The organism is Methylosinus sp. LW4 (assembly GCF_000379125.1).
In the GTDB taxonomy this organism is placed as follows: domain Bacteria; phylum Pseudomonadota; class Alphaproteobacteria; order Rhizobiales; family Beijerinckiaceae; genus Methylosinus.
In genome coordinates this window covers 3093637-3110423 of sequence record NZ_KB900626.1, presented here as the reverse complement: position 1 = coordinate 3110423, position 16787 = coordinate 3093637, and the positions used below count along the sequence as shown (strand labels likewise).

18 protein-coding genes are annotated in these 16787 nt (G+C 64.9%); 9 read left to right on the top strand and 9 right to left on the bottom strand.

All coding sequences use genetic code 11. The features are described from left to right. The first annotated feature begins 1 nt into the window (after position 1). From METLW4_RS0115520 to METLW4_RS0115510, 3 genes are all read left to right on the top strand, one after another. Positions 2–646 carry a hypothetical protein gene (locus METLW4_RS0115520; protein WP_157235168.1) on the top strand — a complete coding sequence of 215 codons (645 nt, stop codon included), beginning with the start codon at positions 2–4 and terminating at the stop codon, positions 644–646. Between the two features lie 81 nt (positions 647–727). After that, complete coding sequence (locus METLW4_RS0115515) at positions 728–1747, top strand: enoyl-CoA hydratase/isomerase family protein (protein WP_157235166.1); 1020 nt, start codon at positions 728–730, stop codon at positions 1745–1747. A 50-nt stretch (positions 1748–1797) separates the two neighbouring features. Beyond that, positions 1798–2634 carry a nitroreductase family protein gene (locus METLW4_RS0115510; protein WP_018267145.1) on the top strand — a complete coding sequence of 279 codons (837 nt, stop codon included), beginning with the start codon at positions 1798–1800 and terminating at the stop codon, positions 2632–2634. A gap of 12 nt (positions 2635–2646) precedes the next feature. On the opposite strand, the gene METLW4_RS0115505 is transcribed toward METLW4_RS0115510, so the two are convergent. From METLW4_RS0115505 to METLW4_RS25040, 6 genes are all read right to left on the bottom strand, one after another. After that, the gene (locus METLW4_RS0115505) at positions 2647–3471 is read right to left on the bottom strand and encodes an ABC transporter permease (protein WP_018267144.1); all 825 of its coding nucleotides are present in this window, start codon (positions 3469–3471) and stop codon (positions 2647–2649) included. Between the two features lie 91 nt (positions 3472–3562). Next, a complete protein-coding gene (locus tag METLW4_RS0115500) occupies positions 3563–4315 on the bottom strand; it encodes an ATP-binding cassette domain-containing protein (protein WP_018267143.1) in 753 nt (250 codons plus the stop codon). Continuing rightward, positions 4312–5364 carry a YVTN family beta-propeller repeat protein gene (locus tag METLW4_RS0115495; protein ID WP_018267142.1) on the bottom strand — a complete coding sequence of 351 codons (1053 nt, stop codon included), beginning with the start codon at positions 5362–5364 and terminating at the stop codon, positions 4312–4314. Before METLW4_RS0115495 ends, METLW4_RS0115500 begins: the two co-directional genes overlap by 4 nt. A gap of 83 nt (positions 5365–5447) precedes the next feature. Further along, positions 5448–6632: an ABC transporter substrate-binding protein gene (locus tag METLW4_RS0115490; protein WP_018267141.1), complete on the bottom strand. Its 1185-nt coding sequence runs from the start codon at positions 6630–6632 to the stop codon at positions 5448–5450. Between the two features lie 28 nt (positions 6633–6660). Further along, the gene (locus METLW4_RS0115485; protein WP_018267140.1) at positions 6661–7065 is read right to left on the bottom strand and encodes a hypothetical protein; all 405 of its coding nucleotides are present in this window, start codon (positions 7063–7065) and stop codon (positions 6661–6663) included. Positions 7066–7158: 93 nt separating this feature from the next. Next, positions 7159–8553, bottom strand: a complete 1395-nt coding sequence (locus tag METLW4_RS25040; RefSeq protein WP_018267139.1) for an ATP-binding protein — start codon at positions 8551–8553, stop codon at positions 7159–7161. A 103-nt stretch (positions 8554–8656) separates the two neighbouring features. Between METLW4_RS25040 and METLW4_RS0115475 the strand changes: the two genes are divergently transcribed. Next, positions 8657–9289 (top strand): response regulator transcription factor, encoded by a 633-nt coding sequence (locus METLW4_RS0115475; protein ID WP_018267138.1) that lies wholly within the window; start codon positions 8657–8659, stop codon positions 9287–9289. Between the two features lie 223 nt (positions 9290–9512). Here METLW4_RS0115475 and METLW4_RS0115470 read toward each other — a convergent pair whose 3' ends face one another. Next, on the bottom strand, positions 9513–10133 hold the full coding sequence (locus METLW4_RS0115470; RefSeq protein ID WP_018267137.1) for a response regulator transcription factor: 621 nt from the start codon (positions 10131–10133) through the stop codon (positions 9513–9515). Positions 10134–10242: 109 nt separating this feature from the next. Here METLW4_RS0115470 and METLW4_RS0115465 point away from each other — a divergent pair, with 109 nt between their 5' ends. Further along, entirely contained in the window at positions 10243–11553 is a 1311-nt protein-coding gene (locus tag METLW4_RS0115465) for a histidine kinase (protein WP_018267136.1), read from the top strand. A gap of 266 nt (positions 11554–11819) precedes the next feature. Beyond that, positions 11820–13106 (top strand): 5-aminolevulinate synthase, encoded by a 1287-nt coding sequence (gene hemA / locus METLW4_RS0115455; protein WP_018267134.1) that lies wholly within the window; start codon positions 11820–11822, stop codon positions 13104–13106. Positions 13107–13350: 244 nt separating this feature from the next. On the opposite strand, the gene purC is transcribed toward hemA, so the two are convergent. Then, positions 13351–14145 carry a phosphoribosylaminoimidazolesuccinocarboxamide synthase gene (gene purC, locus METLW4_RS0115450; protein ID WP_018267133.1) on the bottom strand — a complete coding sequence of 265 codons (795 nt, stop codon included), beginning with the start codon at positions 14143–14145 and terminating at the stop codon, positions 13351–13353. A gap of 316 nt (positions 14146–14461) precedes the next feature. Between purC and METLW4_RS0115445 the strand changes: the two genes are divergently transcribed. The 3 genes from METLW4_RS0115445 (at position 14462) to METLW4_RS28785 (ending at position 16179) form a co-directional block, all read left to right on the top strand. Next, positions 14462–14782 (top strand): DUF1476 domain-containing protein, encoded by a 321-nt coding sequence (locus tag METLW4_RS0115445; RefSeq protein WP_018267132.1) that lies wholly within the window; start codon positions 14462–14464, stop codon positions 14780–14782. A 56-nt stretch (positions 14783–14838) separates the two neighbouring features. Further along, the gene (locus tag METLW4_RS0115440; protein ID WP_018267131.1) at positions 14839–15831 is read left to right on the top strand and encodes a tyrosine recombinase XerC; all 993 of its coding nucleotides are present in this window, start codon (positions 14839–14841) and stop codon (positions 15829–15831) included. Positions 15832–16044: 213 nt separating this feature from the next. Continuing rightward, positions 16045–16179 (top strand): hypothetical protein, encoded by a 135-nt coding sequence (locus METLW4_RS28785; protein ID WP_018267130.1) that lies wholly within the window; start codon positions 16045–16047, stop codon positions 16177–16179. Between the two features lie 21 nt (positions 16180–16200). On the opposite strand, the gene METLW4_RS0115430 is transcribed toward METLW4_RS28785, so the two are convergent. After that, the gene (locus METLW4_RS0115430) at positions 16201–16770 is read right to left on the bottom strand and encodes a hypothetical protein (RefSeq protein ID WP_018267129.1); all 570 of its coding nucleotides are present in this window, start codon (positions 16768–16770) and stop codon (positions 16201–16203) included. Positions 16771–16787: the final 17 nt, after the last annotated feature.

Genomic DNA, 16787 nt, shown 5'->3' with positions numbered 1-16787 from the left:
CGTGCTGAGAAGCCGGGCATTGCAATGCGCGCTCGATCTCGCGTCGATCCCGCCGATGGCGGCGCGCGCGCGCGAGCTGCCTTTGCCAGACGACGTGCTCGAGGTCATTCGCATCGCGGCCGGCTGCGAGGAAACGCTCGAGGAGGCCGCGCGTCGTTCCGGAAAGGACAGGGGCTATGTGAAAGCGGCGGCGGAGTTTTATGTGCAGCAGATCTTGTTCTTTCCCACGGCCGACAGCCATAGGATACTCGGCGTGCGTCCCGGCGCGAGCCGCGCGGATATGCGAAAGCATATGCGGTGGCTGATGATCTGGCTGCATCCAGATCACGCCCATGCCGAATGGAAGACCGTGTTCGCGCGGCGTGTGCTCGCGGCTTGGCGGGATGCGCAAAAGGCGCCGGATCGAGGCGAGATGCAGACGAGCGCGCGACGCGCGGCGCCGCCGATCCGCCATATCCCCTGGGTGCCTCGGCCGATCGAGCGACGCCGCTCCAGATTGCTGATCCCGTCGCTCTTCCTCATCGCGGTCGCGATCGTCGTGATCGCGATATTGATCCCGAGCAGCCTCGTCGAGGCGGAGACGTCCTGGCTCGCGACATTTCTGCTTCGCGCGGTCGAGGCGTCGAAATCGAGCGCCGGATCATAAGCGCGCTCGGCGCAACCGAAAATTCGTCTATCACGCGTCCGTTTCGACGGGCGCGATTTCATGCCGATCGGAGCTTTCAAAATGCAGCACGACGTCAATTTTCAGCAAGAGGCGAAGCGCGCGATGCTCGGGCTCGCGGATGTTCCTGGCCTGCGCTACAAGGTCGGGGAGCGCGTGCTTCACGCCGTCGTCTCGGATCCGCCGAACCACAATGCGGTGACGAAAGCGGCAACCGATAGTCTCTACGAGACGCTTCGCCGCTTTCACGAGCTGCCCTTCGATCGTTTGCAGATCTCCTTCGATGCGGCCTCGGGCTCGGTCGCTTGCGCAGGTCTCAATCTCCACGATTTCGAGGCTGCGGCGCGGCGCGTCAGTCCGGGCGAAGATTTGCTGGGCGAGGACAATTATTTTGTTCGCCTGACGCAGCTGCTGCGCGAGCTCGGCCGCAGCGTTCCGACAGCGGCGCGCGTCGAAGGCCATCTCGTCGGCGCCGGCGTCGAATTGGCGCTCAGCTGCCGCGAGGTCGTCTGCGTGCGATCGGACGTCAAAATATTGATGCCGCATTTGCGGATCGGCGTTCCCTATCACACCCTCGGGCTCTGCCATATGGCCGGGCTGATCGGATGGGACGTGATGTCGCGCGCCATGGTGACAGATGCGATACCCGTGCTTCTGTCCGAGGTTCTCGCCGATCGCGAAAGGGTAGAGCGCTTCACCGCGGCGGAGCGGATCGCCGACGCAAAAATTGCGATCGACCGCATGGCGGCGGTGTTCCAGGGTCGCCCGGCGCGCATCGGCGACGCCTTCTTCACGGTCGAAGATCGAACGGGCGAGACGCGCAACATCGCGGAAGCGCATCTGCTGCAAATTCTCGCCCATATCGCTTTCGCCGATGAGATGGACGATCTGTCGCCCGCGCTGCACGAGATCATCGACGCGCCGCGCATTCGCGCATCGTCTTGCGTCGGAGCGCGCTTGGCGGAATCGATCGCGGCGCATCGCCAGCGTCCGAAGCGTCTCAATCGCCATTTTTCGAAAGCGATCGGCGCCGGCGAGGAATCGGGCGACGGCGAGGGCGTTCGCGTCTCTATGCCGAATTGAGGCGGCCGGCGATGGAAGCGCAGCGTCAATGGAAGCGGAGGAGTGAGCGCATGGACGAGATCGATCTCGAGCGGGGATTGCGCGAAAGAAGAGCCATTCGGCATTACAGCGATGCGCCGGTCGATGACGCATTGCTCGCGGAAATATTCGAGCTCGCGTCATGGGCTCCGTCGCCGGGCAACACGCAAGCCTGGAAGGTGATCGCGCTCGGCCAGGAGGCCTCGAAGGATGTGATCGCGCGTTTCGAGCTCGCGGGATGGGAGTCGGTCTTTCCGGTGCTCGAGCAGGTGTTGCGCAATGGCGGCGCAACTCCTCCTTCCAATGACGATCGCGGGACGGCGACGGCGGACGAATGGCGGCGTTATGTGATCGGCATGTATCGGCGCTTCTTCGAGGTGAGAGGCGCGCCGCGGCTACTGCTCGTCTATCGCACCGCGGACCGGCGCAGATATGTCGATCTCGTGCGCTTGTCGCTCACCGCGCTGCTGCGGCGCGCGGCGGGTGAGCCGGGCCTTTTGCAAGGGCTGCGCTGCTTTTTCACATCGCTGCGCAATGTGCCTGTGCTGGTGCGCGTCAATGCTTTGACGCGCACTTTCGGATTGGCCAATTTCACTTATGCGGTGACGCTCGCCGCGCAGTCGCGCGGCCTCGCCACCTGCATCCAATCCAATTATCTCAATGTGCAGCGCGATCTTCGACGCTATCTCGGCCTCGGCGCGGAGATCGACATCGTCGCTTCCATATTGATCGGCTATGAGGCTGATGACGCGCTGCCGGCGCCGGAGATGTTCCGAACGCGCAAGCCCGTCGCGGTCGAGTGGATCGAGACGACGCCCGGGACCGTCGCAGCGCGTCGCGACGCGCGTGTCTTCGAGGCGGCCGAATGAGCGCGGGGCGGCTCAGCCGCCCTTGCGCATCAGCATTCCCTTGGCTGGATCATAGGCGATGAGCGCGCCGGCGGAGAAGAAGCTCGTGTAGCCGGCCACGGCGGCGAGCGAGTCCCAGGAGATTTTCTCATAAAAGGCGAAGCGGATCAGCTCCACCGCATGGGTGAAGGGATTGACGAGGCAAATCCAATAGAGGACGGGGCTCGACTCCTGCACGCGCCATAGCGGATAGAGCGCGGAGGAGGCGAAGAACATCGGAAAGATGACGAAATTCATCACGCCCGCGAAATTCTCCAGCTGCTTGATCGCGGAGGAGAGCAGCATGCCGAGCGCGCCGAACATCAAGCCCGCGAGCATGAGCGCCGGTAGCACGGTGAGATAGCCGAGCGGCGTCGGCGGCTCGATCTCCCAGAAATAGGCGATGAAGAGATAGGCGTAGACTTGCAATATCGACACGGCGACGCCGGCGAGAAGCTTGGCGCCGAGCAAATACCAGCGCGGAAAGGGCGAGACCAGCAGCGTGCGCATATTGCCCATCTCGCGGTCATAGACCATCGACAGCGAGGACTGCATGCCGTTGAACAGCTGGATCATCGCCATCAATCCCGGCGTGATATAGACCTCGTAGAGCACATAGGTTTCATAGGGCGGGATGATGGAGACGCCGAGCACCTGGCGAAAGCCCGCCGCGAAGATGAGCAGCCAAACCAAGGGCCGCACCAGCGCGGAGACGAAGCGCTCTCGCTGATGCAGAAAGCGCAAGGCTTCGCGCCAGACGACGCCGGCGAGGCAGATGGCGTATTGGCGCGCGGTGAAGCCGCTTGTTTCGCGCATCATAGAAATTCCATTCTGAGAGCGAGCCTGAAGGCTCGCGGTCCATGGCGTGAGGCGGCCCGCGAGCCTTCAGGCTCGCATCGCAAGGGCCGCATCACGCCGCGTCCCGCGCCTTCGCGCCGGTCAGGCGCTCGAAGGCGGCGCCGATGTTGTCGGTTCTTGTCGCCGCCATGATATTGGCCGATGTGTCGGCGGCCAGAACCTTGCCTTGATGCAGCACGACGACATCGTCGCTCGGCGTCACCTCGTCGATGAGATGCGTGGTCCACAGCACGGCGAGCTTGCGCTCGGCGACCAGCGCGCGCACTTGCGCGAGAATATCGGCGCGCGCCTTTATGTCGAGGCCGACGGTCGGCTCGTCGAGCAGCAGCAGGCGTGGCTCGTGCAGCAGCGCGCGCAATATTTCGACGCGGCGCATTTGCCCGCCGGAGAGATCGCGCGCCTTGTCCTTGGCGCGATCGGCGAGGCCGGCGCGCTCCAGCAGCGCGGCGCCGCGTCGCTTCGCCTCGCCGGGGCCGATGCCGTGCAGCGCGGCGTGATAGATGAAATTCTGCATCACGCTCAATTCGAGATCGAGCGTGCGCGCTTGGAAGACGACGCCGAGCCGGCGCAGCGCCGCGCCGCTCTCGCGCGCGACATCATGGCCGAAGATCGCGATCTTTCCCTCGCGCGCGGCGTAGAGACGCGTGATGAGCGAGAAGAGCGTGCTCTTGCCGGCGCCATTGAGGCCGAGCAGAACGGTGAAGCTTCCCGCCGCGACGGAGAAGCTCACATCGTCCAGCGCGCGCCGCGCGCCATAGCTGTGGCCGATATGCGCGACGTCGAGCGCGAGCGGTTCGTCGCTCACTTCGTCGCCACCGCAATACCCCAGGGGAAGGCGCCGACGGGAATGGACTTCAGCACTTTGAGGCTCGCGGCGTCGACGATGGAAATATCATTGGAGACGCCATTGGCGGTCAGGAGATATTTCTCGTCCGGCGTGAAGGCGAGATGCCAGACGCGCTGCCCGACGAGCAGATATTTTTCGATTTTCTTCGTTGCCGTGTCGATGACCGCGACGCGATTGGCGGGGCCGAGCGCGACAAAGGCGCGCTTGCCGTCATTGGTGAAGGCGATGCCGATCGGCTGGATCGCCTCTTTTGAAAGGCCCGGAACCTCGAAGCGGATTTTCTGCGTCACCTTATGGCTCTGCGGATCGATGACGGCGACGGTGCCGCCGATTTCCGAAGACACCCACAGCTCGGAGGCGTCCGGCTTGAAGGCGGCGAAGCGCGGGCGCGCGTCGACCAGCACATTGGCGATGATCTGCTTCGTCTGCGTGTCGATGAGATGCGCCATATTGGTGGTCTCGGACGTGTTGACGAGAATGCGTCCGTCCGGGCTCACCGCCATGCCTTCCGGCTCGACGCCGACAGGCACGTCGCCCACTTGGCGCTTGGTCTTGGTGTCGATCATGGTGACGAGATTGTCGTTCTCGTTGGACACGTAGACGGTCTTGCCGTCCGGGCTCAATATCATCAGCTCGGGATCGGGGCCGGAGGGCAGATTGCCGGTGATCTTGAGCGTCTTGGTGTCGAGCACCTGAATCGTGTCGTCGTCGCCGGCGCAGATATAGACCTCGGAATTATCCTTGGAGATCTCTATGCCGCGCGGTCTGCGCCCGACCTTGATGGTCTTGATCGCCTCCATCTTGTCGGTGTCGATGATGGTGACGCTATTGCCTTTCTCATTGCTGACATAGGCGGTGAAGGCCTGCGCAGGAGAGGCGCTCACGATTGCGAGAAGGGCGAGCGATCGAACCAGCGCGCTCCCCTTCTCCCACTCGAGGGAGAAGGCGTCGCGCGAATGCGCGACGGATGAGGGCGAGCCGCCGAGCTGTCCCGAATGGACCCTCATCCGACCCCACTTCGTGGGGCCACCTTCTCCCGCGAGCGGGAGAAGGAGTCGCGCACGAAGGTTATTGGTCAGCGTCTTCGTTTTCATTTCAGCCTGCATTTGGTTTCGGGCTTGTCGACGCCCAATGTGTCGAGCTCGGAGGTTTGATGCAGGAAGCCGTCCTGCGGCGACACCGAGACGATCATGCGTCCGTCGCCGAGCAGGATAGGCTGGCGCAGCTGACGATTCCAGGGCCGCAGCGACAGGCGCACGCCTTTGAAGGCGGCAATGGTGAATTCAGGACCCAAAAGATAGTCGCGCAGCGCCTTCGGATCGGCGGAGGCGGCGCGGGTGACGGCCTCGCCGATCATGCGCGCGGCGATCCAGGCCTGATGATCGCGCGCGTTCATGCCGCGGTGAAACTGCGCGCGGAAGCGGTTTTGCAGCTGCACCGCGCCCCATTGCTCATGAGAGGCGTCCCAGCTCGTCGGAACGAGCCCGGCCGCGCCGGCGACCGGCCGCGGATCGAAAGTGCGATAGGGCAGATAATTGCCGAACACCTCGCTCTCATCCGCGGCGATCAGCACGTCATAATTCGCGCCCTGCGTCAGCGGCGGAATCAGCCGCTGCGTCTGCACGCTGCCGGAATCGGAGCGGCGCCCGCCCTCGGTGTCGACATAGACGCGCTCGTCGACGATCTTGGCGCCGAATTTCTTCGCGCTGGCGCGATAGGCGGCGGCGAGCAGCTCGTCCTCCGGGTGCGAGCCTTTGATGACGAGCCAGCGGCGCCATTGCTTCCAGACGAGATATTGCGCCAGCCCGTCTGTGAGCATGGAGCGCGTCGGCGCGACATGAATGACATTGGCGCGGCAATCTTCCTCGCGCAGCCTGTCGTCGGCCGCGCTCACATTGAGGACGAGCGCGTCGCGTGATTTCAGCGCGTCGGCGACATGCAGAAGATCGTCGGCGGAAAGATCGGCGAGTATCGCCACGGCGCCCTGGTCGAGCAGCTTTTGCGCGGCGGCGACCGCATCGTCGCCGGGCGCGAGCTTCTCGTCGACGGCCTCATAGCTCTGGCCGGTGAAGCGGCCTGTGGTGTTGTCGTCGGCGACGCCGATCAGCGCGCCGGCCAGAGTGTCGTCCTCGGCCGGCAGGTCGAGGATCGACAATGTTTCGCTGGAGTGCTGCTGGCGCAGCACGCCGAGCTTCACCCGCAGCGGCTCGGCGGCGGCGGGAATTATGGCGAGAAAGGCGGCGACCGACGCCCCGATGACGCAACGCTTTATCATGACGCTAGTCGGCCGCTCCTTCTTTCGCTCAGCGAATCAGCTTCAGCAGCGCCTGGCCCGCCTTGGACTTCAGCTCCTTGGCGTCGAGCGTGCCTTCGTCGTCCTTGTCCGCCGCCTTGAACAGCTTGGCGACGAGGGCGAGATATTCCTCTTTCGTGAGCGTTTTGTCATCGTCGGGATCGGCGGCGACAAAATCTTTCTTGGAGATGCGCGCGCCGACCTCCTTGCGGTCGACGGTGCCGTCATTGTCCTTCTCGAGCTTGTCGAAGACGGCCTCGGCCGCCTTGCTCACCTCGGCGAGATCGAGTGTGCCGTCATTATCCGTGTCGAAGCTCTTGATCGGCGAAGGCGCGGCGAAAACCGGTTGCGCAACCATGGCCGATGCGAAGCAAAGTCCAGCGCCGAGAGCGATAATGTGAAATTTGGTCGTCATTCTTGCCTCCTTTTCCCGACGAATATCGCGAGATTCTCCCAATATAGTCGGAGCCGGCCGATCGCACAAAGCGTACCTTCGTGTATGGCTCCGCTACAGATCGTCGCTCTCGCGCTCTTCCGCCTCGGCCTCCTCCACCTCGGGCAGCGGCAGCAGCACCTCTATCCGCGTGCCGCCCTCCGGCCGACGCTCCATGCGCATCACGCCGCCGAGCGTATGAACGCGCTCGCTCATGCCGATGAGGCCGAGGCCGAATCTGCGCTCCTCCGGCAGGCCGACGCCATCGTCCTCGACGAGAACGCGCAGCGCCTCGGCGCCGGCGAGCTCGGGCGGAGCCTCGACGAATTCGAGCCGCGCCTCGGCGTTGGCGGCCGAAGAATGGCGGAAAATATTGGTGAGCGCCTCCTGCACCACGCGATAGGCGGTCAGCGCGATCTTCTCGTCGAGGCAGGAGAGATCATGCGCGATGCGCAGCGACAACCGCACATCGGCGCGGCTGTCGCTCCAGGATGCGAAGAGCCCGCGCAAGGCGGTCTCGAGGCCGAGCTCGCTCATCGCCGGCGGGCGCAGCCGCTCGAGCATGCGCCGCAGCAAGGTCTGCAGCGCCTGTCCGGCGGCGTCTATATTCGCGCAGGTGCGCCGTAGCAGCTCGGGATCGGGAAAATTTCCCGAGGCGGCGGCGACGAGCGTCGCGGCGCCGGCGCGGATGGAGAAGAGACAGGGGCCGGCTTCGTCATGCAGATCGCGGGCGATGTCGCGGCGCTCGGAATCCTGCACGGCGAACAGCCGATCGATGAGCGAATGATTCTCCTCCGTCACGCGATCGAGCGTCGCGGCGAGCGAATTGAGCTTTTGGGAAATATTCCTGAATTCGGAGGCGCCGCGCAGATCGAGACGCACATCCTTCTCGCCCGCTTCGAGCCGCGCCAAGCCGCGTCCCAGCGAATCGAATGGCGAGAGCGTGCGGCTCAGCAGCGTCAGCACCAGCGCCAGCATCAGCAATGTGACGGCGAGGCTGATGGCGCCGAGCCAGAGCAGGTCCGACCATATTTCGGCGAGCTCGTCCACCGGATCGAAGATGATGGCGATATTGCCATATTGAACGTCGCCGATGCGTGCGGGAATGATGTCGATCTTGGGCGTCGGCGCGAACAGGCTCACGAACCAGTCCGGCACGCCGGTCTGCATCTCCTTGCGCAATTTCGAGTCGAAGCTCGGCGCGATATCGTCATTGGGCAATATCTCTATCTCTATGTGGCGCAGATTGCGCAGATTGTCGAACAGCCTGCGCAGCGAGGGGATGGGGTCCTTGGTCTCCTGCACGCTGGCGAGCGCGGTCTCGACCAGCTCGTGCGACAAATGCTCTATGCTCTCCGCTTCGGCGCGCACGCGCGGGCCGGCGTGGCCGATCATGATCGCCACATTGACCGCGAGCATAGCCGTGAGGACGATGGCGATGAGCCAGCCGAGCCTCGCCTTCAAGGACATGGAACGCTCCCACTTTGGCGTCGCGTCGGCGCGAGCGCCGAAGATTGACAAACAAGCTTTTGCATTCGCATAGTAATCTTCTCTAGAACAATGGCTATGCCCGATGCGCGTGCTGATCGTCGACGACCATCCCATGGTGATTGCCGGATGCCGCGGCATGTTGTCCGGGCAATCCGACATAGAAGTGCTGGAGGCGCGCGACGCCGACGCCGCGCTGGAGGCGCATGCCTCGGCGCAGCCGGACGTCATTGTGCTGGACATAAATCTTCCGGGGCTCTCGGGCTTCGAGCTGCTGCGGCGCATGCTGAAGCGCAAGCCGGATACGAAGGCGATCGTCTTCACCATGAATGACGATCCCGTCTTCGCCGCGCGCTCGATCGAGCATGGCGCCAAGGGCTATCTCGCCAAGAACGAGGATCCTTCGCAATTCGTCAAGGCGGTGCGCATGGTCGCCGCGGGCGAGCGCTATCTCTCCAATCAGGTGGCGCAAAAGCTCGCCTTTTTCGATCAGAAGCACGGCGCCAATCCGCTCGAGGGGCTGAGCGGCCGCGAGCTGGAGATTTTGCGCCTGCTGGCCGAAGGCAAGGGAATGGCGGAGATCGCGCATATCATGCGCGTGTCCTACAAGACGGTGGCGAACAGCTGCTCCTTGCTGAAGCGCAAGCTCGCCGCGCGCTCGCGCGCCGATCTCATCCGCATCGCCGTCGAGAATAAATTGGCGAAAGAATTGGTGTGACCCACGATCGTCGTGCGCGCTCCTTCTCCCGCTCGCGGGAGAAGGTGGCCCCGCGAAGCGGGGTCGGATGAGGGCGCATCGTGTTCTGATGCGCCGATCTATCTGCGGGAATTTTTAGACATTTCTTTCGGGAAGTTTTGGAAGAAAGCGCCCTCGAGCCCTCATCCGTCGCGCATTCGCGCGACACCTTCTCCCGCGAGCGGGAGAAGGGAGAAACGCCCCTTCACGCCAGGCGCTGCTCTATCGCTATGCGCACGAGATCCATCGGCGTGCGCGCGCCGAGCTTGCGCTTCAGCAGCGAGCATGTGTTGGCTATGGTCTTGTAGGACACATGCACGGCGTCGGCGATCTCGGTCATGCTCGAGCCCTTGCCGAGCAGACGTAAAATCTCCAGCTCGCGCGAGCTCAGCTCCGCCAGAGGATTGGCGAGCGACGCGGTCTTGTCGAAGGCCAGCCGATTGGCGAGCCGCGGCATCATGAACACGCCGCCCGCCGCCACCTCGCGCACCGCGCGCAGCAGCAGAAACGGATCGTCGTTCTTCGTCACATAGCCGCGGGCGCCGGCCTCTATCGCGCGCGCGGCGAAGATCGGATCGTCGTTCATGGAAAAGATGACGATGCGCGCCTCTTCGTCGTGGCGCAGCATGCGGCGCGTCAGCTCGAAGCCGGAGGCGCCGGGGAGGTTGATGTCGACGACGGAAACATCCGGCCGCCATTCGACGAAGAGCGTCAGCGCCGTCTCCGCGTCTCCGGCGTCGCGGGCTTCTATGTCGCCTTCGCCGGCGAGCATGGAAGCGCAGCCGGAGACGATGATCGGATGATCGTCGACGATCAGGACACGCATTCTTCGCTCGCGACGCCTCGTTTCGGGACGCTTCGCTCGGAAGCGCCGGCAAGGATTGACCCGCGGCTACCCTTACGTAAAGTCGCCGCGCTTTGCAAAGGCGGGGTCCATGCTGAAAGGATTGTCGTTGCGCGCCAGGCTGCTGGCGCTGCTCGGCGCGACGCTCGCGGTCGGCCTCGCCCTGGGCGTCGGCCTGCTGACGCTGCACGCCGCCGCGCGCGTGCGCGCCGAATCGGACAGCACGGCGCGCCTCGCGCGCGAGTTCGTGGCGACGGCGCTGGCCAGCGTCGAGGAGAGTGACGATCCGCTCGCCGCGCTGCGCGGCCGGCTCGCCGATGTCGATCGGCTGCGGCACATTCATATCTTCATGGTCGGCTCCGGCGAGGCCCGGGGGGCTTCGGTCGAGGAGCGGCGCGCGCCGGCCTGGTTCGCGGCGCTGGTCGCCGGGTCGCCCAGCGAGACGCGCATCGCTCTGGACGGGCGCGGCCGGCTGCGCGGGGAGCTGGCGCTGGTCGCCGAGCCGGGCGACGAGATCGACGAGATTTGGGAGGAAGTCTGGGCGCTGGCCCTGGGCGCGGCGGCTCTGGCGCTCGCCGGCTTCGGCGTGGTGTCGGTGGTCGTCTCGCGCGCCCTCGCGCCGGTCTCCACTCTCGCCGAGGCGCTGCGGCGCATCGAGCATGGCGATCGCGACGTGCGCATGGTCGCCGGCGATGCGCCGGAATTCGTCGCCATCGCCGGCCGGGTCGATGCGCTGGCGGAGACGCTCGCGCGTTTCGACGCGGAAAACCGCGCTTTGGTCGAGCGCATCATTCATGTGCAGGACGAGGAGCGGCGCGACATCGCGCGCGACCTCCATGACGAGATCGGCCCGTTTCTGTTCAGCATTCGCGCCGGGCTCGGCGCTCTGGCCCGCAAGCTCGAGGGCGCGCGCCGGGAAGATTGCCTGAATATTGACGCGCAGCTCGGCGCGCTGCAGCAGGTCAATCGCCGCATTCTCGGCCGGCTGCGGCCGGCGGCGCTGGACGAGATGGGCCTCGAGGGCGCGCTGCAGGCGCTCGCCCAAGGCTGGCGCGATCTCGACGCCGGTGTCGCGATCGGCCTCCATATCGACGACGCCGGGGAGCCGCTCGACGAGTCGATCGCCCTCACCGCCTATCGCATCGTGCAGGAGGGGCTCACCAATGTGTTCCGCCATGCGAGCGCCACGCGCGTCGATGTGACGGTGGAGCGCATAGAGGCCTGCGGCAAGAGGGAATTGCGCGTCGCCGTGCGCGACGACGGCGCCGGCGTGGCGCAGGGCGCGCGCGAAGGCATAGGGCTGCGCGGCATGGCCGAGCGCGTCGCAGCGCTCGGCGGACGGCTGACGTTCGAATCCGCGGAGCCGCGCGGCGCGCTGCTGGTGGCGCGTCTCCCACTATAGAGATATGGTTCGTCGACCATTGTGCGGCGCAAAATGAAATTGCGCGCCGAAACGGGAAAATTTTTCACGCTCACGCTCGCGCAGAGAAAAGGATTCGTGGCCTTTTCGTGACTTCGTCTCGGCGCGACGATCTGCCTCTCGCCAAGCCTCTTCGGATGGTTTATGTAGCAAAACGCACAAAGCGGGAGCAGCGCGGTTCCATCGCGTAGGCGTCCCGCGCGGGGCCAAGAGTATCGGCCTCCTATCGCGGTATGAAGGGTCGTCACATGGACTATCGGCGCTTTTTCGAGACGGCGGTCACTCGTCTCCAGGAGGAACGCCGATACCGGGTCTTCGCCCATCTCGAACGCTGTGTGGAAACCTTTCCGCAAGCGGTCTGGCATCGCGACGACGGCTCGATTCGCGATGTGACGATCTGGTGCTCCAATGACTATCTCGGCATGGGGCAGCACCCGGATGTGATCGCCGCAATGGTGGAGACCGCTTCGCGCGTCGGCGCCGGCTCCGGCGGCACGCGCAACATCTCCGGCACCAGCCATGCGATCGTGGAGCTGGAGAGCGAGCTCGCCGACCTTCACGGCAAGGAGGCCGCGCTGGTCTTCACCTCGGGCTGGATTTCCAATCTCGCGGCCATTTCGACCATCGCCGATCTTCTGCCCGATTGCGTCATCCTCTCCGACGCCTCCAACCATAATTCCATGATCGAGGGCGTGAAGCGCTCGCGCGCCGAGCGCAAGATCTTCCGCCACAATGATCTCGCCCATCTCGAGGAGCTGCTGATCGAGGCGGGCGCGCGGCCCAAGCTCATCGTCTTCGAGAGCCTCTACTCGATGAACGGCAATATCGCCCCGGTCGCCGAAATCGCCGCGCTGGCCGAGCGTTATGGCGCGATGACCTATATCGACGAGGTTCACGCCGTCGGCATGTATGGCGCGCGCGGCGGCGGAATCTGCGAGCGCGAGGGCGTGATGCATCGCATCGACGTCATCGAAGGCACGCTGGCCAAGGGCTTCGGCACGCTCGGCGGCTATGTGGCCGGCGATCGCGTCGTCATCGACGCCATTCGCAGCTATGCGGCCTCCTTTATCTTCACCACCGCCTTGCCGCCGGCCGTGGCCGCCGCGGCGACCGCCGCCGTTCGGCTGCTGAAGGCGCGTTCCGATCTGCGCGCCGCGCATCAGCGCGCCTCGCACATCACCAAGCATGCGCTGGCCGCCGCTGGCCTGCCGGTGCTGGAGAATGGCTCGCATATCGTGCCAGTGATGGTGCGCGACGCCGAGCTGTGCAAGGCCGCGAGCGACATGCTGCTCGAGCGCCACGACATTTATATTCAGCCGATCAACTATCCGACCGTCGCGCGCGGATCGGAGCGTCTGCGCATCACCCCGACCCCCCGCCACACGCCGGAGCATATCGTCGCTCTGGTGGAGGCGGTGGCGGATGTGTGGCAGACGCTGGGCATTCCCTTCGTCGAAGCGCCGCAGCATCTGCATATCGATGCGGAGAGCCGCGAGCGCTGTACCTATCCCGAGATCAAGCTCGCCGCTCAGTGAGCGGCGGGCTCTCTCGGGACAGATCGAGAATTTAGGAAAGCTCGCGTCTCCTTCTCCCGCCCGCGGGAGAAGGTGGCCCCGCGAAGCGGGGTCGGATGAGGGCGCCTGACGATTTTCCGGGATATCGGTTGGGCCTCGAGCGGCTCGGGCCCTCATCCGACCCTCGCTGACGCGAGGGCCACCTTCTCCCACGCGGGGGAGAAGGAAGCGCGCTCGATTATTCCGCCTTACTGCACCAGCTTGCTTACTGCACCAGCTTGGGCTGGCTCGGGCGGGGCGTCTCATTCTCTTGAAGAATGCCGAGACGGCGCGCCACTTCCGTATAGGCCTCGACGAGGCCGCCCATGTCGCGGCGGAAGCGGTCCTTGTCCAGCTTGTCGTTGGACTTGATGTCCCACAGGCGGCAGGAGTCGGGGGAAATCTCGTCGGCGACGACGATGCGCATCATGTCGCCTTCCCACAGCCGCCCGCACTCCATCTTGAAGTCGACGAGGCGGATGCCGACGCCGAGGAAGAGGCCGGAGAGGAAATCATTGACGCGAATGGCCAAGGCCATGATGTCGTCGATCTCCTGCGGGCTCGCCCAGCCGAAGGCGGTGATATGCTCCTCGGAGACCATCGGATCGTCGAGCGCGTCGTTCTTGTAATAGAACTCGATGATGGAGCGCGGCAGCTGCGTGCCTTCCTCCATTCCGAGGCGCTTGGACAGCGAGCCCGCGGCGACATTGCGCACCACGATCTCGAGCGGAACGATCTCCACCTCGCGAATCAGCTGCTCGCGCATGTTCAGCCGGCGGATGAAATGCGTCGGCACGCCGATGTCGTTGAGGTGCTGGAAGACGAATTCCGAGATGCGGTTGTTGAGGACGCCCTTGCCGTCGATGACCTCGTGCTTCTTGGCGTTGAAAGCGGTGGCGTCGTCCTTGAAGTGCTGAATCAAGGTGCCCGGCTCCGGGCCTTCATAGAGGACCTTGGCCTTGCCTTCGTAGATGCGGCGGCGGCGATTCATCGGGATCAACCGGGGCTTGAGAAAATCCATTACGGGCCCGTGGCTCCTCGGTTCGGCTCCAGCGCGACGCTCGTCTCGTCCAGAGCGCTGAGCTCAAGAAAAAGCGGCGTCCCGTCCGAAGCGGCGTTCGCATGGCCGCGGATCGAACCGGGTCCTATCCTGTTCCAGCCGCGGTTACAACCCGCCAGAAGAGACTAGCCGAATCGAGGGGCGGACACAACTTGACTGAATTTTTCGCTAATTGCGCGAATATCATTGGAATCGGGGCCGATTCCCCTACATCCCCTCCTGTGTCCGTCCGAGCGCGGGCCGAGGAAGCATCTGAAAGAAACATCCGAGGGTCGTCATGAGCATATTCGACAACCGGGAAGAGGCTTTCGAAAAACGCTATGTCCACGATCAGGAGCTGCAGTTCCGCGCGGAGGCGCGGCGCAACAGGCTGTTCGGCCTGTGGGCGGCGGAAAAGCTGGGCAAATCAGGGCCGGAGGCGGAAGCCTACGCCGAGGCTCTGGTCGTCGCCGAGGCCTCCGCCAACGCCGATGAGCGGGTGTTTTCCTCAGTGAAGGCGGATTTCGCGGCGGCGGGCGTCGAGCAGTCCGACCATCAGCTTCGCCGCACTCTCGACGAATTGCTGGAGAAGGCTCGGCTCGAGCTGAAACAGGGCTGAGCGCGAAGAGGCGGGGCTTTACCCTTCCTTTATCGCCGCGCGCCACCACTTATCCCATGCGCGATTCCCCAAGAGCCGCAACCAAAAGATCGGGCGCCGCCTTTCCGGCGGCGCCCGATATCGTCGCGGCGGCGCTCGCCTGGCTGGAGCATCTCTCCGGGGAAAGGCGCGCCTCCCGCCATACGCTCGACGCCTATGCGCGGGACGCGCGGTTTTTTCTGGCCTTTCTCGCCGAGCACAAGGGCGCGCCGGCCGACGCCGCCATTTTGAGCGCGCTCGCTCCCGCCGACATACGCGCCTTCATGGCGCGGCGGCGGACCGAGGGGCTGGAGAATCGCTCGCTGCTGCGGGCGCTGGCGGCGGTGCGCTCGCTCATGCGCTTCCTCGAGAAAAAGGGCCTCGCCAAGACCGATGTCTTCGGCGCCGTCCACGCGCCCAAAAAGCCGCACAGCCTGCCCAAGGCGCTGAGCGTCGCCGATGCGCGCGATCTCACCCGCGCCGAGACCCGCGCCGGGGAGGCGCGCGAGCCTTGGGTCCTCGCGCGCGACGCCGCGGCTCTGGCGCTGCTCTACGGTGCCGGCTTGCGCATTTCCGAGGCGCTGTCGATCGAGTGCGACCGCGCGCCCATCGGCGCCATCGACCGCATCGCCATTGCCGGCAAGGGCGGCAAGACGCGCGTCGTCCCGGTCATAGAGCCGGTCCGCCGCGCGATAGAGGAATATATCTCGCTCTGCCCCTATCAGCTCGCCGGCGGGCCGCTCTTCGTCGGCGCGCGCGGCGGGCCGCTCTCGCCGCGAATCTTGCAGCTCGTCGTGGAGCGCATGCGCGGCGGGCTGGGCTTGCCGGCGAGCGCCACGCCCCATGCGCTGCGCCATTCCTTCGCAACGCATCTGCTCGGCCGCGGCGGCGATCTGCGCAGCATTCAGGAGCTGCTCGGCCACGCCTCGCTCTCGACGACGCAGATCTACGCCGCCGTCGACAAGAGCCGGCTTTTGGACGCCTGGCGCTCGGCCCATCCCCGCGGCCGCGACAATTCGAAATCGAATTGATTTCGCTTACATTCCGAACGATCTCGTCAAGCGCTTCCTCGCTGAAATTTTGAATCCTGGCGAGGTCTCGCCTTTTTCTGGCTCCGCCCTTCCTTCCTTGCGAAGCCGCTGGTTTTTCGCATCGTGCTCTCGCGCACGCGCGCGATTTTCCGGCTCAGGCAGGTTGACGGCGTCCCGTACGGGGACGGGCGCCGGCGATCGGTGGAGGGGAAAATGGGTCAGACGCCGAGACTGTCTCTGCTCGGAGTGGTGCTCGTCATGGCTTTCGCCTATGGCGTGTGGATCATCGTCACCTCGGGACAGGCGGCTTCGGCCGATGCCTGTCTCGGCTATGCGCTCTGCCGCTGAGCGGCGGAGCCGAGCTTTCCGTCACGCCGCGTCGCGGCGGCGGACGCGGGCGCGCAGCAGGGCCAGCTTGCGCAAGAACAGCGAGCGGCCCTCCTCGCCCAGAACGCGGGAAATCTGCGTCTTCAGATAATCCTTCGCCTCCCGAATCTTCTGCTTGAACGGCTCCACTCGCTCATGGGCCCAGCGGCTGACGCGCAGCGTCAGATCATAGACGCGCGCGAACCAGGCGAGCTGCAGCAGCTTCTCGCGGCTGGCGTCGAAGAGGAAAGAGGTGACGCCCAGCGCCAGCGTCTTGGCCGCGAGGATCACCGCCAGCCCGGTGAGCACATGGCCATGGGCGATGGCCGCCACCGCCAGCAGCTTCAAGGGCAGGATCGTGATCGCCGGCAGGGCGAAGACGGCCAGCGTCGCAATGGGCGTGAGGCCGGCGATGAAGCCGCGCAGCCGCGCCTCCAGCTCCTTCACGCCCAGCGCGGCGGCGAGGCGCAGCAGCCACAGCTTCACATGGTCCCACAGCCAGCTCTCGACGAGGAACAGCACGGCGAGGCTGAACCAGAATGCGCGCGTGAGGCGGCGGCCGATCGATTCCATGGCGTTTCGTCCTGTTC